The sequence below is a fragment of the Rhizobium sp. NPDC090279 genome, from assembly GCF_044769665.1.
Lineage (GTDB): Bacteria > Pseudomonadota > Alphaproteobacteria > Rhizobiales > Rhizobiaceae > Rhizobium.
The window spans coordinates 427,935-449,993 of the sequence record NZ_JBIVYI010000003.1 but is presented as its reverse complement, the minus strand read 5'-3'; the positions used below and the strand labels follow the sequence as shown (position 1 = coordinate 449,993).

Sequence of the window (22,059 nt, the reverse complement as noted above, 5' to 3'; positions counted from 1 at the left end):
GGCGTAACGCAAAATGGATGTCCAGCAAGGGAGCGGGAGGGTTCTGCCCTTCGACGTGACGCATCGGCTGGTGCTGTCGATCGCGCTTCCGATGACGCTCGGCTTCATGACGACGCCTCTGCTCGGCCTTGCCGGGACTGCGGTCGTCGGCCATATGGGCCAACCGGATGCGCTGGCGGGGCTCGCGATCGGCGCGGTGCTGTTCGACCTCCTCTTCGCGAGCTTCAACTTCCTGCGCGCTTCCACGACAGGCCTGACCGCACAGGCCTATGGCCGCCATGACCGGCACGAACAGCAGGCCGTCTTCTGGCGAGCGCTGATATCGGCGCTCGGCTGCGGCATCGTGATCGTGCTCTTGTCGCCCCTATTGCTCTGGCTCGGCATCAAGCTGATGGGACCGGAAGGCGACGTCGCCGCTGCGACACGCACCTATTTTTCGATCCGTATGCTCTCGGGCCCGGCAGCGCTTGCCAATTATGCACTGCTCGGCTTCGTGCTCGGGCGAGGCCAGGGCCGCATCGGGCTCTTGCTGCAGACGGTCATCAACGGCGTCAACATCGCGCTCGCTATTCTGCTGGGGCTCTGTCTTGGCTGGGGTGTGGCTGGCGTTGCCTGGGGCACGCTGATCGGCGAAGCGAGCGGCATGCTGCTGGGGCTCGCTATCGTGATCCGCAGCTTTGCCGGCGAAGAAAGGCCAGCGCGCGCCGAACTGCTGTCTCCCGCCAAACTCAGGCAGCTCTTCGCGCTCAACCGCGACATCCTCATCCGGACCTTCGTGCTGATCGGCGCCTTCACGCTGATGACGCGTATCGGCAACAGCTTCGGCGCCGTGATGCTCGCCGCCAATGCTGTGCTGATGAACTTCTTCCTGCTGACGAGCTACTATCTCGACGGGCTGGCGAATGCCGCCGAACAGATCACCGGCCGTTCGATCGGCGCCAATTATCGGCCGGCTTTCGAGCGCGGGCTGAAGCTGACGGCCATCTGGTCCTTCGGGCTGGCTTTGGCCGCAGCCATCCTCTTCCTTAGCGCCGGCCCGGCGCTAATCCGTCTGCTAACGACTTCCGAAGAGGTTCGCGCCGCTGCCGGAACCTATCTGCCCTGGGCGGCGATTACCGGGTTGACGGGAGCGCTTGCCTTTTTGATGGACGGGGTCTTCATTGGCGCCACCTGGTCGCGCGAGATGCGCAACCGGATGCTGATGTCCTTCGGCGGCTACCTGGTGGCGCTTACGATCCTGGTGCCGACCTTCGGCAATCATGGCCTGTGGATGGCCATGAACGCTTTCCTGCTGTTTCGCGGCATCTTCCTGGCCATGGGCCTGAAGAAGCGGGCAGATCAGACGTTCCGGCTCGCCCAGTAATCCACCCTTGCGTCGCGCAGATCACGGATCGAGCCGACGCGCTCGCGGTCGAGGAGCTTCGACAGGCCGGTGACAATCTGACCCGGCAGACCCGGCCCCTCATAGACCATGCAGGAATAGAGCTGCACGAGATCGGCGCCGGCCTTGATCTTCTCCAGCGCGGTTTCGGCCGACGAGACGCCGCCAACCCCGATGATAGGAAGCGCGCTGCCGACGCGACGGCGCATCTTGGCGAGCACCACGGTCGATTTTTCAAAGACCGGCTTGCCGGAGAGGCCACCCGCCTCTTTCGCCTGCACCCTGTCCTTCAGGCCATCGCGCGAAAGCGTCGTGTTGGAGACGATCAGGCCATCAAGCGCGTGCGACAAGGCTTCGGCGGCGATATCGTCCATGCCCTCCTCGGTCAGATCCGGGGCGATCTTGAGAAAGACGGGGATGCGCTTGCCGGCTTTCGCAGCTTCCTCGTCGCGAGCGGCGAGCACGGCCGACAGCAGCGCCGACAGGCTTTCCCGCGCCTGCAGATCGCGCAGGCCCGGCGTATTCGGCGAGGAGATGTTGGCGGTGAAGTAACGCGCGACGGAATAGAAACGGCGGATGCCGGCGACGTAGTCGGCGATGCGGTCGTCGCTATCCTTGTTGGCACCGATATTGACGCCGACGATGCCGCTGCCGCGGACAGACTGCAGGCGACGGAGGGCCGCTTCATGGCCTTCATTATTGAAGCCGAGGCGGTTTATGACACCCTCGTCCTCGACCAGGCGAAAGATGCGCGGGCGCGGATTGCCTGATTGCGCCTTCGGCGTCACCGTGCCAATTTCGGTGAAGCCGAAGCCGAGCTTCAAAAGCGCTTCCGGTACCTCGGCATTCTTGTCGAAGCCGGCGGCCATGCCGATGGGGTTGGTAAATTCGAGGCCGGCCACGGCCTGTCGCAGACGGGGATCGGCGCTGACGCGGCAGGCCGGCACGAGGCCCGACTTCAGTGCTGCAATCGACATTCCGTGCGCCGTTTCCGGGTCCAGAAGAAAGAGGCCACGTCGGCCGAGATCACGAAAAGCGCCGATCATTCCGCCATCTCCGGAAAAACATGTGCGCCATCGGCCCCGACCAGCAGCGGCTTTTCCCAGAGCACGGCCGAAAGCGGCAGCGGCGCATAAAGATGCGGGAAGAGATCGCCGCCGCGCGAAGGTTCGAACACCAGCTTGTCGCCAAAGGCATCACCGTCGACCGCCACCAGCAGCAGGCCGGTCTGCCCCGCGAAATAGAGCTCGGCGGTTTTCTTTGCCTGCTTGGCCGTAGAGAGATGAATGTAGCCATCGCTCAGGTCGATCGCCGCGCCATGAAAAACGCCGGTTTGTCTGGCTTGCTGCCAGAGGGTATCCGGCACGATCTTGTAAACCACTGGCATGGCGGTCATCATCCCTATGTAAAGCTGTCCTGATAGGGCTTTGCACGAAAACATCAGCCGATGTCCACGCTTTCCGTGATGGATTTGGGGTTTAACGCAGAAAATCCGGAGGATGACATGACGAAGGAACTGAAAATCGGCCTTGCAGCCATGCTTCTGCCAGCCGCCTTTCTTCTAGCCGCGCCGGCACTGGCGGCCGAACCGGATGCGACACGCTTCCAGCTGGAGCGCAGCGGCGATCATTTCATCCGTCTCGACAAGCAGACCGGCGCCATGTCCATCTGCCAGGACCAGACCGGCAACCTCGTCTGCCGCATGGCCGCCGACGAGCGCACAGCCTATGACGACGAGCTGGATCGCCTGTCCGACCGCGTGACGAAGCTGGAAAAGACCGTCGCCACCAACAAGGGATCGAGTTTGCCCGACGATGCCGAGATCGACCGCACGCTCGGCATCATGCAGAAATTCATGCGCGGCTTCATGGGCATGGCGAAGGAATTCCAGAATGAGGAGCCCGATACCAAGCCGACGCCGCAGAAGACGTGAGACCGGCAAAAGCCGCGCCACGAAAGCACGGGAATAAAGGACCGTATTCCTATGCCGGTCTTTACTCGCCAAAATGCCTCGGTTAACGTTTTTTAAAGAGTGAAGCGCCGGGCGAGCCGGCGCGCGGATGCTGAGCGGCGATGCTGTCACACGAGCAGATATGGGGTGCGATCGACCGGCTTGCCGAGCGGCATGCCTTGACCCCTTCCGGCCTTGCCCGCCGTGCCGGGCTTGACGCCACCTCCTTCAACAAGTCGAAACGATTGAGCCAGGATGGGCGGCTGCGCTGGCCGTCGACGGAATCGATCGCCAAGATTCTCGATGCGACAGGCGCCAGCCTGGAGCAGTTCCTGATCTTCATCCGGCCAGGCGAGCCGCCCGGCACGGCGACGATACCAGGCATCTTGCCGGCCGGAAACGCCATCCCCCTGATCGGCTTTGCCCAGGCAGGCGCCGGTGGCTTCTTCGACGACGGTGGCTTCCCCGCCGGCCAGGGCTGGGACATGGTGGAGTTTCCCGTCGCAGCCGGGCAAAGGGCCGGCGCCTATGCGCTCGAAGTGCAGGGCGAAAGCATGTTGCCCCTCTATCGCGACGGCGATATTCTGATCGTCGAGCCGGGAGCTCAGATCAGGAAAAACGACCGTGTCGTTGTGAAAACCCGCGAGGGCGAAGTCATGGCCAAGGTCTTGTTGCGACAGAGCGCGAAGTCCATCGAGCTGATGTCGCTCAACCCCGAACACCCCAACCGCAGCTTCGATCTTGCGGATGTGGAATGGATTGCCCGGATCATATGGGCCAGCCAGTAGGAAAGTTTTCTCGTTATGCGTCGTGATATTTGGCTTGCAGGTGTGGCAGGCGCGATCGTCGGTTCTTGGTTGACCCTCGTCGCGATTCAGCTCGATGAGCGTGGTTTCAGCCTGCCCCACCGAAGCAACAGCAGCACGACGACGGAAAAGAAGCCAACCGCGACGGCGTCGAGCGAGACCGCCAAGGCCGACGCTACGCCACCAAAGGCTATCGAGGCACCCAAGCCCGCCGAAACTACGAAGCAGGGCGACACGAATTCGGACCAATCGCAACCGGAAGGCCAGCCCGTAGCACAGCTCGCCGGCTCAGCGGCGGAGACAACCAAGGACAAGGCGACGGTTCTCGCGGCGGCATCCCCTTCGACGACGAGCTCCGACAGCAGTCCGGAACTGTCGGCCACCGCCATGGCCGCGGCTGCCGCTGCAACGCCGACGAGCGACGGCGATGCAACCGAGGCCGAGGAAAGCAAGGCGGCGGCAGCCCAACAAGACGGCAAGGTTCCGACCGATCCCGCTCATTCCAACGACGTGTCGACGAAACCTGAAGAGCCGCAGCCAACGCCGGCAACAACAGACATGGCCAGGGGTAAGGATGCCGCTTCAACGGAGACAACATCTGCCGACCAGGCCAAAATCGATCCCGCGCCCGACAACCGGATACCGGCCGACCAGATCGACAGGCAGACAGCGGCTGCCGAACATCGAACCCTGCAGCCGCAGCAGGCGCAGGCCAAGCCTCAGTCCGAACAGGCCGCGATCGATCCCTCATCCAAGCCGCAGGAGCAGGCGACAACGATCGAGCTTGTCCGTCCCTTCTCGGATCAGGCTGGTATATTGACCATCTCCGGCCGAAGCGTGCAGCTCACCGGCGTCATCCCGACCGATATCGACCGGATGTGCATTGGTCCAAGCGGCAGCAGCTGGCCCTGCGGCCAAGCGGCACGCACGGCGTTTCGCATGTATCTGCGCGGGCGCTCGATCGATTGCGATGTGCCTGACGCCAATTGGAAAGGCACGGTTGCGGGCGCCTGCCGCTATGTCCGCGTCGATCTCAGCGCCTGGCTCGTCCGGTTCGGCTGGGCCGATCCGGAGCCGGGCTCGCCGCTTGCCTCACTTGTCGACGAGGCCAAGCAGAAGAAGCGCGGCATGTATGGCGACGACCCGCGCAAGAACGGAAAGTCGACACTGGCGCCGCCTTTGCCCAAGGAGAATCCCCTCAATCCGATCTGACGCCTTGCCTCCGTCATGACAGCGCCGCGCGTGATATGTGACGCGCGAAGGTCGCTGTCGCACTTTAAACCTGCTGCATAATTCCTTAAATCGATTCCGATTTAAGGAATTATGCAGTAACTTTTGCCATGAGACGCGTGACTTTTCAGTCTGCCAAATTCAAAGGACTTCGCCTGTCATGAACAAGCCGCTTTCAGCTCACGAGGCCCTGATCTACGTCATGGTTCTGGCCTCGGCCGTCGATCGCACGATGAACGACCGCGAACTCAGCCGGATCGGCGAACTCATCCACGCTCTGCCGGTCTTCAAGGGGTTCGACGATGAGAAGCTGATTGCGGTCTCCCGCGATTGCGCCAAGTTGCTTTCGGCCAGCGAAGGGCTCGACATCGTGCTCGAAACCGTGCGCGATACGCTGCCGGCGCGGCTCTACGACACCGCCTATGCGCTTGCCGTCGAGGTCGCTTCGGCCGACCTGTCCGTCAAGGCCGAGGAGTTGCGCCTGCTCAGCCTGCTTCGCGACCGCCTTGGCCTCGACAAGTTGACCTGTGCGGCCATCGAGCGCAGCGCGATCGCCCGCTACCGCAAGGCCTAGAGGCTTTTCTTGCTTTCACGCCATTCGAGACGTGAAACCGCAGCGCGCTTTTGCTGGAATTGCTCCAATCAGTAGAGCCCGTAAGGGAAATAGCGCAGATAGATTTCCTGCAGCCTGCCATCGCGCGACAGGGTGGCAAGCGCATGGTTGATCGCGGCCGTCAGATCCGCATCCTGCTGGCGCAGCATGATGGTCATGCCTTCGCCGAGAAACTGTTGCGACAGGTAAGGGCCGTCAAACAGGGCACAGCATTTTTCCGCCGCCGGCGACGAGACCCAGAAGGAAAGCTGTAGACCATCGGCAAAGGCGGCATCGACCTTGCCATCCTTGACGGCAGCAAGCAGCGCATCCTTGTCATCGAACGGCACCGGCTTGATCGCCGGGAAAAAGGCGGCCAGCATCGCCTCATGCACCGTGCCCTTGACGACGCCGACTGGATGGCCGGAGAGCGAAGCGGCCGTCGTGCCGCTGATCGATGCCTTGAGATTGCGCAGGAAGCGGGCCGGCAGCATCAGGAAGGGCCGCGAGAAGGCGAAGGTCTTGCGCAGCTCGGGCGTCACCGCAACCCCGGCAATGACGGCATCCCCCTGCGAGGCGGCAAGCGCGCCCTGCAATTCGCCGAAGGGCAAGGCCTGGATCTGGCATTTGTCGGATATTGCCAGCTCGTCGCAGATCTTGCGGGCGAGCTCGACATGGAAGCCCGTGAGCTTGCCGTTCTGATCGAGGAAGTTGAAGGGCGGAAAATCGATTGACGTCAGGAACCGCAGTCTGACCAGCGAGGTGAGATCGGGCTTCGGCAAGCGCTCCCTCGCATCGAACAGGATCGGCAGGTTCTGCGGCTTCGTCTCCTGGGCGGCAGCCGGCCAGGCGCAGGATAGCGCGATCAATGCCGCACGTGCCAAAAGCCGCGCGACTGACATCGTCGACGAAAGGCAAATACGCATGGTCTTGATCCGGCCCCCGATCATGGATGCACATTTCTGATTCACTGACCCGATGTAGCAGAGTCACGCCACAGGGGGAATATCGCGCAGTGCAATGACGACGGGCGCGCCTGCAGGATGAGTGGCCGGGATCGGGCGCATCGGCCGGTTGCGAAGTTTTGTACATGTACAAAATTAATGAGGGAATTCCACCTGGCTGCCTCCGCCGTTAGCAGTCGATTAAGCTCTGTTGATTGTACTCACTGCTATCGACGACATCGGCTCCGACGCCGATCGCATGATGCAGGTCGTCTGGGCCTTCCTGGCAAGGCATCCCGTAAATTCGGCTTCACCCGTGCATATCAGGCAGCGCCTTCCCCGCCCCAGACAGGCGAGCAGGCCGTTGACTTCATTCCGAATAAGGCACGGCATTTGCAGGCGGACCGCCATGTTCAGGAACCTGAAAATCAAAACCAAAATGCTCGCCGTGATCCTGTTTCTCGGCATTATTTCCTTCGTCGGCCTGCTGATGATTGCCGGCGAATTCCACAAGGCGGATCGGGCCTACAGCGCCTTTCTCGATCATGAAGCCGTTGCGGCGACGGAAGCTGCACGTGCAAGCACGGCATCGTTCGCGTCAGTTCTGCAGGCGAGCCTGATGCTGAATTTCGATCCCGCCAGCGACACGTTCAAGGCGGTCGCCTCCGGCAACAGCTATTTCGGCGAAGCCAAGGACAGGCTGAAACATGCGGAAGACCTCGTTCCGGCAGCGAAACAGTCGATCGACGCGATTCTTGCCGGTCTCGACGAATTGCAAGGTCTCACAAAGAAGGTCATCGACCAGCGCAAGAATGGCGACCTGAAGGGCGCCGAAGCGACGTTGATCCTGGTCAGCGAAAAACTGCCCAAACTCATCGCCAGCATGCAGGCCAACGACGATGTGCTGACGACCCGGATGAATAGCGGCGCCGATGCCCTTTCAGCCGATCTCAACAGTGCCGTCAGCTATATGCTCATCGCTGTCGGCGGACTGACCTTGCTCGCCATCTTCCTCGGAATGTATGTCGCGCAAAGGAGCATCGCCGCACCGCTGATGCGACTGCATCAGCGCATGACGACGCTAGCGCATGGCGACACGGCAAGCGAGATCGAGGGCCGCGAGCGCCGCGACGAGATCGGGCAGATGGCATCCGCCGTCGCCGTATTCCGCGACAATGCCGTCGAGCGATCGCGCCTCGAGACGCAGGCCGAGGCGGATCGCACCCTCAGCGACAGCGAACGTGCGCAGCGCGAGGCTCGCCAAACTACCGAAGCGGCACAGCTTCAGCAGGCGGTTCAGGCTGTTGGCGACGGCCTGAAGCGTCTTGCGGAAGGCGATCTCGTCACACGGATCGACATCCAGTTCGCCGAACATCTCGACCAGCTGCGGCAGGACTTCAACGGCTCACTCAACAAGCTCAACGAGACCATGCAGGCCGTCGGCTCCAATGCACGCGCCATCAGCGCCGGCGCGGAGGAAATCCGCGGCGCGGCCGACGAGCTTTCGAAGCGCACCGAGCAGCAGGCCGCTTCGGTCGAGGAAACCGCCGCTGCGCTGGAGCAGATCACCACGACGGTCAAGGACGCCGCCAAGCGCACGCAGGAGGCAAACCAGCTCGCCGCCCATACCCGCAGCGACGCGGAACGTTCCGGCGAGATCGTCCGCAATGCGATCGGAGCCATGCAGCAGATCGAGAAATCCTCCGGAGAGATCAGCAACATCATCGGCGTCATCGACGACATCGCCTTCCAGACCAATCTTCTGGCGCTGAATGCCGGTGTCGAGGCCGCGCGCGCCGGCGATGCGGGCAAGGGCTTTGCCGTCGTTGCCCAGGAAGTGCGCGAGCTTGCCCAGCGCTCCGCCAGCGCCGCCAAGGAAATCAAGGCCCTCATCGCCACCTCCGAAACGCATGTGCGCACCGGCGTCGGCCTGGTCAGCGAAACCGGCAAGGCACTCGATGCCATCGTCTCGGGCGTGCAGGAAATCAACCGGCATGTGCATGCGATCGCCGAGGCATCGCGCGAGCAGTCGGCGGGCCTGCAAGAGATCAATACGGCGGTCAACAGCATGGATCACGGCACGCAACAGAATGCCGCCATGGTCGAGGAGAGCACCGCCGCAAGCCACAGCCTGGCGACGGAAGCGGCATCCCTGACAAACCTGCTCGGCCAATTCCGCACCAGCGGCGGCGAAGCCATGCGCATCTCGGCGACACCGGCCGCAAGCACGGCGCAACGGCCTGTATCCCGCCCGGCACCCCGGCCGGTCGCCGCTCCCCGCATTCAGGCCGTCGATGATGCCAAGGTGCGTCCGGCCGCTTCTCCGGCGCGAGCGCTCGGTCAGAAGCTGATGAGCGCTTTCGGTGCCGCGCCGGCGACGACAGCGAGCAAGGATGCGGATTGGACGGAATTCTGAGATTGGCGTTGCGAGCACTCAGGTAGAAGAAGAAGCTCGCGGCGCATTTCAATTCCACGTGCTTGCGCCGGCGGGATCGCGGCGATTGACCGGCCTACTTTTTCGGGAGGGCGAACAGCTCGATATTTCCCGATCGGTTGCCGTCCGCTTCGCCGCGCCGTTTCAGCAATCTTGCCGGAGCGCCGACATAGATGCCGTAAGGCTCGGTCCTGCCCTTGACGACGGCGTTCGCGCCGATGACGCATCCCTTTGAAATATGGGCACCGCCGAGGATCTTGGCGCCGGCTCCGATCCAGACATCGTCTTCGATGACAACGGGTTTCTTGGTTACGCCCTGAAGGCGGATGGGACGGGAAACATCATCGAAATTATGATCGAAGGAGACGACCATCGCATGGGCGGCGATCCGCACGTCGTTGCCTATGACAATCCCGCCTCGACCGAGCAGAATGCTGTATTCGTTGAAGGAGACGTGATCGCCGACCTCAATACTGCCCTCCTGCGCATCGATCACGACACCCTTGCGGAAATGCACTCTCTCCCCGATGCGGACGTCGCCGCGCTGCCAGATGATCCTGGTGCCGAGAGGGACTTTCGTACTGCGGCCAATCTTCAGCACACCGCTCCTGAAAAGTGCTCTCAACCTGTAAAACCATGCAATGCCACGCATTCCGAATGCTCCTGACAGGGGGCGCTCGTCTTGTCATGCTTTTCTGGCCCCCACCTGAATGGGCTACAACATGGCGATGCTGGAGCAGAACCGCAAGTGTTGGGCATCGCGTTGCATCGTCAGTTGCGCGCGACAAAGCCCGTGATCAAAGCGATGACGCCGAAGCCCGCCGCCGCCGCGCAGACTGCGACCCAGCCGCCAAAGTCCCACACGGTGCCGGCGAGCGCTGAGCCAAGCGCACCACCGAGAAAGAAGATGCCGACGAAGAGACCGTTGATGCGCCCCCGCGCCTCCGGATTGAGGAGATTGACGGCACGGCGTCCCAAGGTCTGGTCGCCGGTGACGCCGACATCGAGCATGACGGCACTGACACCGAGCAGGATCAACAAGGTCAGCGGATCGCCGGACCTTATTCCACCCACCCAGGCGGCCAATGCCAGGGCGGCGAGCATGATCACGCGCGAGATCAACGTTGCCATCCGCGTCCAGCCCCGGTCGCCCATGCGACCGAAGGGAGAGGTGGCAGCAGCACCGCCGGCCCCAACCAGGGCAAACAGCGCAATACCCGACTGGCCGAGCGAGAATGGCGGCTGTACCAGACGCAGGGCGACGGACGTCCAGAACAGGCTGAAGCTCGCCATCATCAAGGCGGCGGTAAAGGCGCGCAGCCGCAACACAGGCTCATCGCGCAGCAGCTGGAACAGCGAGCCGATCAGAGCGCCATAGCTCGTACTTGCCGAGGGGCGCCGTTCCGGCAGGCGCAGGGCGAGCACGGCGGCAAGAAGCGCCAGCGTCGCGGCGCTTATGGCGTAGAAACTCCTCCAGCCCCAGAAATCGGCGATCAGGCTGGCCAGCGGGCGCGACACGAGGATACCGACCATCACGCCGCTCATGACATTGCCGATCACCCGGCCACGATGCTCTGGCGGTGCCATGGCCGCCGCGATCGGCACGAGGATCTGGATGGCGGAGCAGGCTGCCCCCAACAGGAACAGGAAGATCAGCAGGCTCCATCCCGTCGGCGCGAAGGCGGCGGCAAGAGCCATGACCAGGGCCGACAGAAGCATGCGCAATACAAGCTGGCGGTTTTCGAGCAGATCCGCCAGCGGCACCAGGAAAAACAGGCCGACGGCATAGCCGAGCAGCGAGGCCATGGCCACCAGGCCCGCGCCGCTTTCGGAAAAGCCGAGCGACGGGCCGACGATGCCGACCAGCGTCTGCGGCGCGAAAAGATTGATGATGATGACGCCGGTGGCGATCGCGAACAACAATGTCGAAGGAGCGGCCGCAGCCGTAGAGACATCATCCTCACGCTGCTCGTTCACCACACATTCGGGAACTTGGGACATGGGCTCTCCAAATAATTTCTGATAATAAAGATAGCCATGTTTATCGGCTTATTGCATAATGCGGCAATTGAAATGAACTAATAATGATTATGCGAGTTCAGCATGAACATTCATGATTTGGAAGCCTTCGTCGCGGTGGTGGAAACGGGTTCGATCGTTGCCGCCTCCGCGCGCATCAATCTGACCCAGCCGGGCATCACAAGGCGGATACAGAATCTGGAAAACAGCCTTGGCATTGCTCTGCTCGACCGGCAATCGAAACCCTTGAGGCCGACGGCGGCTGGGCGCGAGGCCTATGAACATGGGCGCCGCGTACTGCGCTCGCTCGATGATCTCAAGGCCGGCGTCTCGCCCGGCGGCACGATCGGTGGCGAGTTTCGCCTCGGGATCATGCCTTATCTCTCCGAGGCGGCTCTATCTGCCCCGCTCGATGAATTGCGCAGCCAGTTTCCGCAATTGACGCTGCGCATCGTCACCGGCTGGTCGCCGCAGCTGATCGAACAGGTGGCACACAGCCAGCTCGATGCGGCAACCGTCTGCCTGCCCGAGGGTGTCCAGCCGCCGGAAGATGTCGTCGGCGATGCGCTTGGAGTCCACGGCGTCATTCTCGTCGCCGCGCCATCGCTCGGCATTCCCAGCGAGCCGAGGCTTGAGGAACTTTCCCGCTTCCCCTGGATCATGAACCAGAGCGGCTGCGGCTTCCGCGCCTTCATTCAGCATCGCTTCGAAACCGAGCGCCTGCCTTTCGAGGTCGCCGTCGAGGCGATGAGCGCGGATTTGCGCATGTCATTGGTCGCACGCGGTCTCGGCATCGGCGTTCTCACACCCGCAGCGCTGGCGGACAGCCGCTGGCGCAATGCCGTCGAGATCGTCGAAGCGCCCGACTTCAGCCCGAAAGTCGTCAACTGGCTGGTGCATCGCCCACCGGCAGGCCGGCTTGCCCGCCCGATCGAAACCTTCGGCAAGGCGCTGGCGGAAACGCTAAAAGCGAGAATGCGGCTTCCAGCCTGAGGGCAGGCCTCAGACCGCTGGCGTGTTGACCATCGCCTCGATATTGTAGCCATCGGGATCGAGGACGAAGCAGGCATAGTAATCCGCAGTGTATTCCGGACGCGGGCCGGGAGCACCGTTATCCTCGGCGCCCGCTTCTAGCGCGGCGCGGTGGAAGGCATCGACCTCCGCCCTAGTCTCAACGCGGAAGGCGACGTGCAGGTGCGTCAGAGGCGGCTTGCTGCCGGTATGCTGGATCTCGAACAGGCTGCCATCGCCGACATCGAACGCCCAGAAAACGTCCTCTTTTCCGAAGGACAGACGATACCCCAAAGGTACGAAAGCCCGCTCGTAGAAGGCCTTGCTCCTCTCAAGATCGCTGACTTCGATGGTTATGTGATCGATCATCTTGAGCGCATCCCCACAATTAACGACATAAAGGCAGGCTAAACAGGGATGGCGATTGAGACAACAGCTATTGCACGTGCGCTACCATCTTTAATTGCAACGCCTCGCGAGGACAGGCTATGGTGTTAAGCAGGCCCCTATCCAGTTTCGCTTGCATGCTCGCCTTGGCCATGACGGCATGGGCCGCTCCTGCGCGATCATCGGAACTCGGCATCGACCGCTCCTGGCTTTCTTCGCAGAGCGCGGCGGTTCAGGAAAAGACGCTCAAGGACATCCAAGGTCTGGGTGCCACCTGGTTTCGCGACGGACCGACATCCGGCTCGGCGCGGGGTGTGGCGAATTTCGTGAACGAAGTCCGGCTCGCGAAGCAGGACCATCTGAAGGTCTTGATGACCATCGCCCAGATGGACGAGGACTATGATGTGCCGCTGCAAACCCACGATCACGGCTGGAAGGCGAAGAAACTGAGCCAGATCAATCTTCAAAAATTCACGCAGCGGTTCGAGAACCTGCTCGGCGCATTGAAGGCGGCCGGTCTCACGATCGATGCCGTCGAATTCGGCAGCGAGGATGACAGCTATTATTACGATGCGGACGTGCCATACGACCATCTGGCCACTGCGGGTGAGTTGCACACATGGCTGCGCGGATACGGCGCGTTCCTGAAAACAGGGGCGACCATTCTGCATGATCCTCGCTACTTTCCCGGCGCGAAGATCATCACCTTCGGCATGGCCCATGGCTGCGACCAGTGCGCGGGCCCGCCCCGGCACCTTGCGGACCCGGCCCGGGCCGTCGCCATGTTGAAGAATGTCGACGGTTTCAACTACCTCAGCAATGCGTCCTATCACGTAGACGGCTACGGCACACATATCTATGTGTCGCCGAACTACATTGACGGCGTGGCCACGCAGGTGCTGCGCGCGGATGCTGCCGCACTCGGCGGGGATAAGCCCCTATGGATCACCGAATGGGGGTTTCTCGATCTCAACGCCTTTCCCAACAAAAAGGGCGAGACCCTGAGCCGGTGCATTCAGACGTTTCTCGATACATTCGACAGGCTTCGCACCCAGATCTCAATCGGACCGATGATGTTTTACCGCCACGATATCTGGTTGTCGGACGCATCGGGGAAACTGCTGCCCCAGTCAAAAGTGCTCGCCGCCTATGCAGCGAAGCAATCACCCTGAAATGTAAGGGCGGCGCTCAAGTGTAAGGGAAATGGAGCGGGTGAAGGGAATCGAACCCTCGTATTCAGCTTGGGAAGCTGCTGCTCTACCATTGAGCTACACCCGCCTGACACCTTGAGATGTCCAACAGTTGCCGGCCTCTGTCAAGGCCGGTCGATAAACGATCAAAGCCGGAAGTGCTTGGACAGCTTCAGGCCCTGCGCCTGATAGTTCGAGCCGAGGCCGGAGCCGTAGAGGCTGCTCGGCTGTTCCAGCATGTGCTCGTAAATCAGGCGTCCGACGATCTGGCCGTCTTCGAGGATGAAGGGCACCTCGTGGCTGCGCACTTCGAGCACGGCGCGGCTGCCGCGACCGCCGGCCGGCGCATGGCCGAAGCCCGGATCGAAGAAACCGGCGTAGTGAACGCGGAATTCGCCGACCAGCGGATCGAACGGCGTCATCTCGGCGGCATAATGCGGCGGCACATGCACCGCCTCGCGTGAGACGAGAATGTAGAATTCATCGGGATCGAGAATGAGTTCGGTGCGGCCGCGGCTATAAAGCGGCTCCCAGAAATCGAAGATATCGTGCTGCGCCTTCTTGTCGACATCGACGACGGCCGTGTGGTGCTTGCCGCGATAACCGATCAGGCCTTCCTTGTCGCCGGCAAGATCGATCGACAGCGCAATGCCGCCGCCGGTGATGTTCGGCTTCTTGCTGGCAACCAGCGTTTCCGTTTCGTGCAGCGCCAGCAGCTCCGGTTCGCCAAGCAAGGCCTGGCCGACGCGGAAGCGGATCTGCGACAGGCGCGAGCCACGGCGCACGACGATCGGGAAGGTGCGCGGGCTGATTTCGAGATAGAGCGGACCGGAATAGCCGGCCGGGATCTTGTCGAACTCCTGCGCCCGGTCGGTGATGACGCGGGTGAAGATATCGAGGCGACCGGTCGAGCTCTTCGGGTTGGCGGAGGCAGACATGTCTTCTGGCAGATCGAGCCGTTCCATCAACGGCACGATATAGACGCAGCCGGTTTCCAGCACCGCGCCTTCGGAGAGATCGACGACATGCAGCTTCAGCCAGTCGAGCTTATCGGCAACGAGATGCGATGGACCGGGCATGAAGCTGGCCCGAACGCGGAAAGCATGGGAGCCCAGTCTGAGGTCAAGGCTTGCCGGCTGGATCTGATCGACGTCCAGTTCCCGTTCGCTCGTCAGCCGCCCTGTTTCGAAGAGCGCCGCGATGGCGCGATCCGCCAGAATTCCAGTATTGCGAGCCATCATGCCTCTTTCCCAACCCATGAGCCGGCAAATCCATGTTTGACTTGCAGACCTATCGGCTGATCCAAAATGTTACTGCGACCTTTGCGCATCCAGACGGACGCTCGGGCAATAATTTGCCGCCGACAAAACCAAACTGGGGGAATTGACGCAAGCGGTCAACGGCAGTATTGCAACTTATCCCGTGGTGATTTGGCCGGTCGGCTTGCAGCCACGTTAAACAAATGGCTAAAAAGACCGGGGTTGAACCGGTCTGCTTTTGCGACCGGTTTTTTTGTTTTGAAAGTGGTGATGGCATGAGCAAGACTTGGCGCCCCGCAACCCAGCTCGTTCACAACGGAACGCTCCGTTCGCAGTTCGGCGAGACCTCCGAAGCAATCTATCTGACACAGGGCTTCGTCTACGACACCTCGGAAGCGGCGGAAGCCCGCTTCAAGGGCGAGACGGACGGTTTCATCTACGCCCGTTACGGCAGCCCGACCAACGACATGTTCGAAAAACGCATGTGCGCGCTGGAAGGCGCGGAAGATGCCCGCGCCACGGCTTCGGGCATGGCTGCGGTCACCGCCGCCATCCTCTGCCAGCTGAAGGCCGGTGACCATATCGTTGCCGCCCGTGCCCTCTTCGGCTCGTGCCGCTGGGTGGTCGAGACGCTCGCGCCGAAATACGGTATCGAATGCACGCTGGTCGACGGGCGCTTCGTCGAGAACTGGGAAAAGGCCATCCGCCCCACGACCAAGGTCTTCTTCCTCGAAAGCCCGACCAACCCGACGCTTGAAGTCGTTGACATCGCTGCTGTGGCCAAGCTTGCCAACCAGATCGGTGCCAAGGTCGTGGTCGACAACGTGTTCGCGACCCCGCTCTTCCAGAAGCCGCTGGAACTCGGCGCCCATATCGTCGTCTACTCGGCCACCAAGCATATTGACGGTCAGGGCCGCTCGCTCGGCGGCGTGGTCCTTTCAGACAAGCAGTGGATCGACGAACACCTGCAGGACTATTTCCGCCATACCGGCCCGGCCATGTCTCCCTTTACCGCCTGGACGCTGCTGAAGGGCATCGAGACGCTGCCGCTGCGCGTTGCGCAGCAGACGGCGAATGCCGCCAAAGTGGCCGATTTCCTGGCCGAGCAGGGCAACAAGGTCGCCCGCGTGATCTATCCCGGCCGCAAGGATCACCCACAGGCCGATATCATCGCCAAGCAGATGACCGGCGGCTCGACGCTCGTGGCCTTCGAACTGAAGGGCGGCAAGGAAGCAGCCTTCAAGCTGCAGAACGCGCTGGAGATCGTCAAGATCTCCAACAATCTCGGCGACTCGAAGAGCCTGATCACCCATCCGGCCACCACGACGCACAAGAACCTCACCGACGAGGCCCGCGCCGAACTTGGCATTTCGCCGGGCACCGTGCGCTTCTCTGCTGGTATCGAGGACAGCCAGGATCTGGTCGAGGATTTCGCCCGCGCTCTTGAGCAGGTTTCGGCCTGATATCAATCGAGCCGCCCGGATTTTCTCCGGGCGGCTCGATCTCTCTGTTCTCTCGCAATTCCGGACGGAAAACCGCTACGCACTTTTCCTGGAATTGCTCTAGTCGGGCAATGACGGCACATGGCAGCTCGTCAGCTGGCGGCCTTGAATTGAACCTGGCCGTTGTTCAGGAAGACCATCTTGTCGAACAGCGACAGATCCAGCGGGTTCGGCAGACGAACATCCGAGAGATCGGGCACGGGTTTCAGCGCCGGATCATAGGAGCGATCAATCTGCGAGATGAAGACGACGATGACGCCTCTGGCGCGCGCAAACGCCTTCAACGTCTGAACCTGGATCATCAGCTCCGGCTTTTCCCGCTTCTGATCAAGCAACTGCAGAAAATCGACCACCGCCAGCGTGCCGCGCGACGCCTGTCCCAGCCTATCGACGATGTAGTCGGCGCTGATGGCGTCGGAATTGTCGAACTCGAACAGATCGGCAAATTCCGCATGATCGGCACCGATGGCCGGGAAACGGTCCAAAACGACCTTCTCCGTGTCTTCCAGCGTGAAGAAGACGCTGCGGTTGCCTGATTTCATGGCTTCGACGGCGAGCCTCAGGCTCATCAGCGTCTTGCCATGGCCGGGCCTTGCGCCAATCAGCACGAGATCGCCCGAGCTCAATCGCGAATACAGCTCGCTGACGGGAACGGCAGTCCTGGTCCTCGCCGCAAGCAAGCTCCAGCCTTGAAAACCTTCACCGGCCGCAATGCGATCCAGTGCGGCATGCAAGGGTATGTTCTGCTGGCGGGACAGCAGCCTCGCCTTGCGCTTCAAATGATAAACAGGGGCGGAAAGCCTCATCAAAACCTCCTATTGCGAGCAGTGACCGCAACCCCTCCTTATGCCAGGCGCTCAAACAGTCGGTTTGGATATCGACGACCCTGCATGAAATATACTTTCCCGAATGGAGGGGGGAGGCACGGGCCATGCCAGAATCAGATCATAGCCGAAATCCGCTTGCCGGGGAATCTCAGGCAAGACCTGCTTGAGGAACAATAGGAGAGGCACAGGGGTTATATGGCCTGGAGGTTTTCATGACCCGCGATCAGATCTGACGGTCGACCCCTGAAGTGAACCTTCAATTGCGGCAAGCCTATCTGTGCGCCGCGCGATCCGCTGACGGGCATTGTGGTAGACAAGACCAAATGACGAGCGGAACGAGATACTTTGAGGGCAAATCACTAATCTTTTTCATCAGCCATAATAGCTGAATTTCGGAACGCTTGATCTCCATGGGCGAGATTTCATCACACCGTTCCTTGACGGAACGGATCGGTTATAGGATACCGCTAAATATCCTGCACTTTGCGGGAGTAGTGGAAAGCGGATAATATGCCGCAGACTTGAAAATGCTGAAACGGCAATGGGGGCTTGAAGGAGCGCTCGGCGTTTCAGGGCAGTGGCAAGGTATCAGGCATGTATCGCGCCCTAACACGCGACATCGAGGTTGTAGTAGAGCCGTTCTATCTGGAGGAGCAATCCGATCCGGACGACGATCGCTATGTCTGGGGATACCGCATCGTTATTTCCAACCACTCGAAGGAAGCCGTGAAGCTGGTGACGCGCTATTGGCACATCACCGACATGAACGGCATCGTGGATGAAGTGACCGGCCCCGGTGTCGTCGGCGAGCAGCCGCATCTGAAACCCGGCGATATCTACGAATATTCCTCTGGCTGCCCACTGGACACGCCATCAGGCATGATGTTCGGCCATTACCAGATGGAGACGGACAAGGGGGAGCTCTTCCATGTCAAGATCCCCGCCTTTTCGCTGGATACGCCGAACCTGCTGCGCACGCTGAACTGAGCGCAGCAACTGGGCAGCGTCAGGCCACTTCTATCTCGGACACTTCGAAGCGATAGGTGGTCGAGCAGAATTCACAGGTCACGGCGATCTCACCATTGTCCTGGCTGGCCTCGACTTCCTCGGCCGTGAACCCCTTCAAGACGCCCTTCAGCTTGTCGCGCGAGCACGAACAGCGATCGTAGACGGCCTTCGGCTCATAGACGCGCACGCCGCGCTCGTGGAAGAGGCGATACAAAAGGCGCTCAGTGCCGACAAGCGGGTCCGTCAGTTCGTCGGCATCGATGGTTTCCACGAGGCTGCGGGCTTCCGCCCAGGCATCGTCCTCGGCATGATCGCGCACGCCGCTATCGCCGTCGCCGCCATGGAGATCGGGCTGACGCATGCGCTCGGGCGCCTCGGGAAGGAATTGAGCAATCAGGCCGCCGGCACGCCAGCGATGACGCGGCTTGCCATTCTCATCACGATCGAAGAGTTCGGCGGCGCCAAGACGCACGCGCGTCGGGATCTGCTCCGACTGGCGGAAATAGGTGCCGGCAATCTCCTCCAGCGACGCGCCGTCAAGCGCGACGATACCCTGATAGGGCTGGCTGAAGCGGCCCTGATCGATGGTGAAGGCGAGCACACCGTTGCCCAGCAGCTGTTCGGGCTCGGTCCGACCTTCGGCGACAGCCTTTGCCAGAGCCTCCTCATCGAAACGGGCATAGGCGCGGACATTTTCCGGCGTCGAGAAATCGGCGACCAGAAGATCAACGGGACCATCGCCCTTGGTCTGTACCGTGAACTTGCCTTCGAACTTCAGCGAGGTGCCGAGCAGCACGGTCAGGACAATAGCCTCGGCCAGTAGGCGCGCAACCGGCGTCGGATAGTCGTGCCGGGCAAGGATTGCATCCAACAACGGGCCAAGCTGCACGGCACGGCCGCGCACATCGAGACCCTCCACCTGGAAGGGCACAACGTGATCGTCACCGGCAAAATCGAACTGACCCAGCGAGGCTGCATTTTCGGCCATTGCTTTACTCCTGGAGCATGACGCCGAAAAGTGAGAGCGGTTTTCGGGCGACGTCATGCTCTATTTCTTCGATTCTAGACCGGATTCAGGTCTTAGGTCGCTTCGACCTAAGACCATCCGGCTCTAGGGCCCGCGCTCTCAAGCGCGGCTTCTATCCTCAGATTGCACCCAGGCACCAAGCAAGAATCGACTTCTGCGCATGAAGGCGGTTTTCCGCCTCATCGAAGACAACGGATTGCGGACCGTCGATCACCTCGTCCGTTACCTCCTCGCCGCGATGGGCGGGCAGGCAATGCATGAACAACGCGTCTTTGCCGGCCTGTGCCATCAAAGCCTTGTTGACCTGATAGGGCTGGAAGACGTTGTGACCGCGGGCCCGGTGCTCCTGATTCATGGAAACCCAGGTATCGGTTACCACGCAATCGACGCCGGCGACCGCACGGTCTGCATCATGCGAGAGCATGATTTCGGCGCCCTCGTTGCGGGCCCAGTTCAGATAGTGATCCTTGGGCTCGGAACCAAGGGGCACTGCCATATTCATGCGATAGCCGAAACGTGCGGCACCTTCGATCAGCGAATGCAGCACGTTATTGCCATCGCCGGTCCAGGCAACGGTCTTGCCTTTGATCGGGCCGCGATGCTCCTCGAAGGTCATGATATCGGCCATGATCTGGCAGGGATGCGTGTCGTCCGTCAGCGCGTTGATGACCGGAACGGTCGCGTGTTCCGCCAGCTCCAGCAGGCGCGAATGATCGGTTGTGCGGATCATGATCGCGTCGACATAGCGCGACAGCACCTTTGCCGTATCGCCGATCGTCTCGGCGCGGCCAAGCTGCATCTCGGTGCCGGACAGGAACAGCGTCTCGCCGCCCAGCTGGCGCATGCCGACGTCGAAGGAAACGCGGGTGCGGGTGGATGGCTTCTCGAAGATCATCGCCAGCATCTTGCCGGCGAGCGGCTTGTCGGCCGTGCCAGCCTTCAGCGCCTGCTTTCGCACGATGGCATCATCGATGATGCTGCGCAGATCGGCGGTGGGAACAGCAGAGAGGTCGAGAAAGTGTTTCGGAGAAGCCATGTCCTTACCTGTACTCCAGAAAAAACAATAACGCCCGCGTGGGGCAGGAACGCCCCGACTGCGGGCGTTGAGTTCAAGCCGATTTCTTGGTGCGGGCTGCGCGTGCGCGCTCGGCGGCACGCTCGAGGCGAGTAAGACCTTCGCGCGCTTCCTCAGCGGTCACCACGAGCGGCGGCAGCAGACGAATGACGTTGTCGCCGGCCAGAACGCCTAGCAGATGCTCGGCGCGAACCGCCTGCAGAAGCTCGGCCTGCGGAATTGCACTCTTGATGCCGAGCATGAGGCCTTCGCCGCGAACGTCCTCGATGATGTCGGGGAAGCGATCCTTGAGCGAGGCAAGTCCCTGACGGAAGATCAGGGCGATATCGCGGACATGCTGCAGGAAGCCTTCGGCGAGCACGATGTCGAGGACGGCATTGCCGACCGCCATGGCGAGCGGATTGCCGCCATAGGTCGAGCCGTGCGTGCCGGCCTTCATGCCCGAGGCGGCTTCCGCGGTGGCAAGGCATGCGCCGAGCGGGAAACCGCCGCCGATACCCTTGGCGACCGCCATGATGTCCGGCTTGATACCAGCCCATTCATGGGCGAAGAGCTTACCCGTGCGGCCGACGCCGCATTGTACTTCATCGAGAACCAGCAGCAGGCCGTGTTCGTCGCAGATCTCACGCAGGCCGCGCAGGAATTCGTTGGTCGCCGGGCGGATGCCGCCCTCGCCCTGCACAGGCTCGATCAGGATCGCGGCCGTCGCATCGGTGATGGCGGCACGCACGGCATCGAGATCGCCGAAAGGCACCTGATCGAAGCCCGGCGCCTTCGGGCCGAAGCCCTCGATATATTTTTCCTGACCGCCGGCGGCGATCGTCGCGATGGTGCGGCCATGGAAGGCGCCCTCGAAGGTGATGATGTGGAACTTTTCGGGATGTCCCTTGGCGAACTGATAGCGCCGCGCCGTCTTGATGGCGCATTCGAGCGCCTCGGCGCCTGAGTTGGTGAAAAACACCTTGTCGGCGAAGGTCACGTCCGTCAACCGCTTCGAAAGCTTCTCCTGACCGGGCACCTCGTAGAGGTTGGACAGATGCCACACCTTGTCGGCCTGCGCCTTCAGTTCCGCGACGAGATGGGGGTGCGCATGGCCGAGCGAATTAACCGCAACGCCGGCTGCGAAATCGAGGTAGCGTTCGCCGCTTTCCGTGATCAGCCAGACGCCTTCGCCTCGCTCGAACCGCAGCGGAGCACGCATGTAGGTGTCATAAAGCGGCGCGGTCTCGGCCATGGCCATATCTCCTCGATCACAACTTTAAGGACCGATCGCTTCCGTTTGATGAAACGGGTCCGAAAAAATCAAAAATGCCGCCTTGCGGCGGCCTGCGCACTATTGATGTTTTGCACCGCGATGTCAACAAAACTGCCGTTTTGGCAGGTGCGAGAAAGCGCTTGCGGGCAAAAGGGATAGGT

General features: G+C 61.4%; 21 protein-coding genes, 1 tRNA gene and 1 riboswitch. Of the genes, 10 read left to right on the top strand and 12 right to left on the bottom strand.

All coding sequences use genetic code 11. The features are described from left to right. The first annotated feature begins 13 nt into the window (after positions 1 to 13). Entirely contained in the window at positions 14 to 1,363 is a 1,350-nt protein-coding gene (locus ACIQWP_RS10205; protein WP_402785785.1) for an MATE family efflux transporter, read from the top strand. Here the strand turns inward: ACIQWP_RS10205 and ACIQWP_RS10200 are convergent. Next, a complete protein-coding gene (locus tag ACIQWP_RS10200; protein ID WP_402785782.1) occupies positions 1,339 to 2,427 on the bottom strand; it encodes a quinone-dependent dihydroorotate dehydrogenase in 1,089 nt (362 codons plus the stop codon). The genes ACIQWP_RS10205 and ACIQWP_RS10200 overlap by 25 nt on opposite strands. Beyond that, a complete protein-coding gene (locus ACIQWP_RS10195) occupies positions 2,424 to 2,780 on the bottom strand; it encodes a DUF952 domain-containing protein (protein ID WP_402786122.1) in 357 nt (118 codons plus the stop codon). Before ACIQWP_RS10195 ends, ACIQWP_RS10200 begins: the two co-directional genes overlap by 4 nt. A 105-nt stretch (positions 2,781 to 2,885) precedes the next feature. Here ACIQWP_RS10195 and ACIQWP_RS10190 point away from each other — a divergent pair, with 105 nt between their 5' ends. The 4 genes from ACIQWP_RS10190 (at position 2,886) to ACIQWP_RS10175 (ending at position 5,942) form a co-directional block, all read left to right on the top strand. Then, positions 2,886 to 3,314 (top strand): hypothetical protein, encoded by a 429-nt coding sequence (locus tag ACIQWP_RS10190; RefSeq protein ID WP_402785779.1) that lies wholly within the window; start codon positions 2,886 to 2,888, stop codon positions 3,312 to 3,314. 140 nt (positions 3,315 to 3,454) lie between these two features. Further along, positions 3,455 to 4,120 (top strand): S24 family peptidase, encoded by a 666-nt coding sequence (locus ACIQWP_RS10185; protein ID WP_402785776.1) that lies wholly within the window; start codon positions 3,455 to 3,457, stop codon positions 4,118 to 4,120. Between the two features lie 15 nt (positions 4,121 to 4,135). Then, the gene (locus tag ACIQWP_RS10180) at positions 4,136 to 5,350 is read left to right on the top strand and encodes a thermonuclease family protein (protein WP_402785773.1); all 1,215 of its coding nucleotides are present in this window, start codon (positions 4,136 to 4,138) and stop codon (positions 5,348 to 5,350) included. A 178-nt stretch (positions 5,351 to 5,528) separates the two neighbouring features. Continuing rightward, positions 5,529 to 5,942, top strand: a complete 414-nt coding sequence (locus ACIQWP_RS10175) for a tellurite resistance TerB family protein (RefSeq protein ID WP_402785770.1) — start codon at positions 5,529 to 5,531, stop codon at positions 5,940 to 5,942. Positions 5,943 to 6,010: 68 nt separating this feature from the next. Here the strand turns inward: ACIQWP_RS10175 and ACIQWP_RS10170 are convergent, their stop codons facing one another. Further along, complete coding sequence (locus tag ACIQWP_RS10170) at positions 6,011 to 6,886, bottom strand: transporter substrate-binding domain-containing protein (RefSeq protein ID WP_402785767.1); 876 nt, start codon at positions 6,884 to 6,886, stop codon at positions 6,011 to 6,013. Positions 6,887 to 7,313: 427 nt separating this feature from the next. On the opposite strand from ACIQWP_RS10170, the gene ACIQWP_RS10165 reads away from it, so the two are divergent. Beyond that, complete coding sequence (locus ACIQWP_RS10165) at positions 7,314 to 9,320, top strand: methyl-accepting chemotaxis protein (RefSeq protein ID WP_402785764.1); 2,007 nt, start codon at positions 7,314 to 7,316, stop codon at positions 9,318 to 9,320. A 94-nt stretch (positions 9,321 to 9,414) separates the two neighbouring features. Here ACIQWP_RS10165 and ACIQWP_RS10160 read toward each other — a convergent pair whose 3' ends face one another. Beyond that, a complete protein-coding gene (locus ACIQWP_RS10160; RefSeq protein WP_402785761.1) occupies positions 9,415 to 9,990 on the bottom strand; it encodes an acyltransferase in 576 nt (191 codons plus the stop codon). A gap of 119 nt (positions 9,991 to 10,109) precedes the next feature. Beyond that, entirely contained in the window at positions 10,110 to 11,339 is a 1,230-nt protein-coding gene (locus ACIQWP_RS10155; protein ID WP_402785758.1) for an MFS transporter, read from the bottom strand. A 102-nt stretch (positions 11,340 to 11,441) separates the two neighbouring features. Here ACIQWP_RS10155 and ACIQWP_RS10150 point away from each other — a divergent pair, with 102 nt between their 5' ends. Then, complete coding sequence (locus ACIQWP_RS10150; RefSeq protein ID WP_402785755.1) at positions 11,442 to 12,350, top strand: LysR family transcriptional regulator; 909 nt, start codon at positions 11,442 to 11,444, stop codon at positions 12,348 to 12,350. 9 nt (positions 12,351 to 12,359) lie between these two features. Here the strand turns inward: ACIQWP_RS10150 and ACIQWP_RS10145 are convergent, their stop codons facing one another. Then, a complete protein-coding gene (locus ACIQWP_RS10145) occupies positions 12,360 to 12,737 on the bottom strand; it encodes a VOC family protein (RefSeq protein ID WP_402785752.1) in 378 nt (125 codons plus the stop codon). Between the two features lie 164 nt (positions 12,738 to 12,901). Here ACIQWP_RS10145 and ACIQWP_RS10140 point away from each other — a divergent pair, with 164 nt between their 5' ends. Continuing rightward, a complete protein-coding gene (locus ACIQWP_RS10140) occupies positions 12,902 to 13,927 on the top strand; it encodes a hypothetical protein (RefSeq protein WP_402785749.1) in 1,026 nt (341 codons plus the stop codon). Positions 13,928 to 13,959: 32 nt separating this feature from the next. Here the strand turns inward: ACIQWP_RS10140 and ACIQWP_RS10135 are convergent. Beyond that, a tRNA-Gly gene (locus ACIQWP_RS10135) sits at positions 13,960 to 14,033 on the bottom strand. Between the two features lie 58 nt (positions 14,034 to 14,091). Further along, complete coding sequence (locus tag ACIQWP_RS10130) at positions 14,092 to 15,186, bottom strand: 2'-deoxycytidine 5'-triphosphate deaminase (protein WP_402785746.1); 1,095 nt, start codon at positions 15,184 to 15,186, stop codon at positions 14,092 to 14,094. 171 nt (positions 15,187 to 15,357) lie between these two features. Then, positions 15,358 to 15,436: riboswitch (SAM riboswitch) on the top strand. Between the two features lie 43 nt (positions 15,437 to 15,479). Between ACIQWP_RS10130 and ACIQWP_RS10125 the strand changes: the two genes are divergently transcribed. After that, complete coding sequence (locus ACIQWP_RS10125; RefSeq protein WP_402785743.1) at positions 15,480 to 16,667, top strand: O-succinylhomoserine sulfhydrylase; 1,188 nt, start codon at positions 15,480 to 15,482, stop codon at positions 16,665 to 16,667. Between the two features lie 131 nt (positions 16,668 to 16,798). On the opposite strand, the gene ACIQWP_RS10120 is transcribed toward ACIQWP_RS10125, so the two are convergent. Continuing rightward, entirely contained in the window at positions 16,799 to 17,512 is a 714-nt protein-coding gene (locus ACIQWP_RS10120) for a DNA helicase (RefSeq protein WP_402785740.1), read from the bottom strand. Between the two features lie 615 nt (positions 17,513 to 18,127). Here ACIQWP_RS10120 and apaG point away from each other — a divergent pair. Continuing rightward, positions 18,128 to 18,520 (top strand): Co2+/Mg2+ efflux protein ApaG, encoded by a 393-nt coding sequence (gene apaG / locus ACIQWP_RS10115; protein ID WP_402785737.1) that lies wholly within the window; start codon positions 18,128 to 18,130, stop codon positions 18,518 to 18,520. Between the two features lie 19 nt (positions 18,521 to 18,539). Here apaG and ACIQWP_RS10110 read toward each other — a convergent pair whose 3' ends face one another. From ACIQWP_RS10110 to ACIQWP_RS10100, 3 genes are all read right to left on the bottom strand, one after another. Then, positions 18,540 to 19,529, bottom strand: coding sequence for an Hsp33 family molecular chaperone (locus ACIQWP_RS10110; RefSeq protein ID WP_402785734.1), 990 nt, complete (start codon positions 19,527 to 19,529; stop codon positions 18,540 to 18,542). Positions 19,530 to 19,686: 157 nt separating this feature from the next. Continuing rightward, on the bottom strand, positions 19,687 to 20,604 hold the full coding sequence (gene argF, locus ACIQWP_RS10105; protein ID WP_402785731.1) for an ornithine carbamoyltransferase: 918 nt from the start codon (positions 20,602 to 20,604) through the stop codon (positions 19,687 to 19,689). 73 nt (positions 20,605 to 20,677) lie between these two features. Then, positions 20,678 to 21,877: an aspartate aminotransferase family protein gene (locus ACIQWP_RS10100; protein WP_402785728.1), complete on the bottom strand. Its 1,200-nt coding sequence runs from the start codon at positions 21,875 to 21,877 to the stop codon at positions 20,678 to 20,680. Positions 21,878 to 22,059 lie beyond the last annotated feature (182 nt).

Bases quoted from the DNA above. Each gene is read 5' to 3' on its own strand.
- apaG (WP_402785737.1), top strand. From the start codon at position 18,128: ATGTATCGCGCCCTAACACGCGACATCGAGGTTGTAGTAGAGCCGTTC.
- ACIQWP_RS10190 (WP_402785779.1), top strand. From the start codon at position 2,886: ATGACGAAGGAACTGAAAATCGGCCTTGCAGCCATGCTTCTGCCAGCC.
- ACIQWP_RS10170 (WP_402785767.1), bottom strand. From the start codon at position 6,886: ATGCGTATTTGCCTTTCGTCGACGATGTCAGTCGCGCGGCTTTTGGCA.
- ACIQWP_RS10150 (WP_402785755.1), top strand. From the start codon at position 11,442: ATGAACATTCATGATTTGGAAGCCTTCGTCGCGGTGGTGGAAACGGGT.
- ACIQWP_RS10130 (WP_402785746.1), bottom strand. From the start codon at position 15,186: ATGATGGCTCGCAATACTGGAATTCTGGCGGATCGCGCCATCGCGGCG.
- ACIQWP_RS10155 (WP_402785758.1), bottom strand. From the start codon at position 11,339: ATGTCCCAAGTTCCCGAATGTGTGGTGAACGAGCAGCGTGAGGATGAT.
- ACIQWP_RS10195 (WP_402786122.1), bottom strand. From the start codon at position 2,780: ATGATGACCGCCATGCCAGTGGTTTACAAGATCGTGCCGGATACCCTC.
- argF (WP_402785731.1), bottom strand. From the start codon at position 20,604: ATGGCTTCTCCGAAACACTTTCTCGACCTCTCTGCTGTTCCCACCGCC.
- ACIQWP_RS10145 (WP_402785752.1), bottom strand. From the start codon at position 12,737: ATGATCGATCACATAACCATCGAAGTCAGCGATCTTGAGAGGAGCAAG.
- ACIQWP_RS10120 (WP_402785740.1), bottom strand. From the start codon at position 17,512: ATGAGGCTTTCCGCCCCTGTTTATCATTTGAAGCGCAAGGCGAGGCTG.
- ACIQWP_RS10185 (WP_402785776.1), top strand. From the start codon at position 3,455: ATGCTGTCACACGAGCAGATATGGGGTGCGATCGACCGGCTTGCCGAG.
- ACIQWP_RS10175 (WP_402785770.1), top strand. From the start codon at position 5,529: ATGAACAAGCCGCTTTCAGCTCACGAGGCCCTGATCTACGTCATGGTT.
- ACIQWP_RS10110 (WP_402785734.1), bottom strand. From the start codon at position 19,529: ATGGCCGAAAATGCAGCCTCGCTGGGTCAGTTCGATTTTGCCGGTGAC.
- ACIQWP_RS10160 (WP_402785761.1), bottom strand. From the start codon at position 9,990: ATGCGTGGCATTGCATGGTTTTACAGGTTGAGAGCACTTTTCAGGAGC.
- ACIQWP_RS10205 (WP_402785785.1), top strand. From the start codon at position 14: ATGGATGTCCAGCAAGGGAGCGGGAGGGTTCTGCCCTTCGACGTGACG.
- ACIQWP_RS10200 (WP_402785782.1), bottom strand. From the start codon at position 2,427: ATGATCGGCGCTTTTCGTGATCTCGGCCGACGTGGCCTCTTTCTTCTG.
- ACIQWP_RS10100 (WP_402785728.1), bottom strand. From the start codon at position 21,877: ATGGCCGAGACCGCGCCGCTTTATGACACCTACATGCGTGCTCCGCTG.
- ACIQWP_RS10165 (WP_402785764.1), top strand. From the start codon at position 7,314: ATGTTCAGGAACCTGAAAATCAAAACCAAAATGCTCGCCGTGATCCTG.
- ACIQWP_RS10180 (WP_402785773.1), top strand. From the start codon at position 4,136: ATGCGTCGTGATATTTGGCTTGCAGGTGTGGCAGGCGCGATCGTCGGT.
- ACIQWP_RS10125 (WP_402785743.1), top strand. From the start codon at position 15,480: ATGAGCAAGACTTGGCGCCCCGCAACCCAGCTCGTTCACAACGGAACG.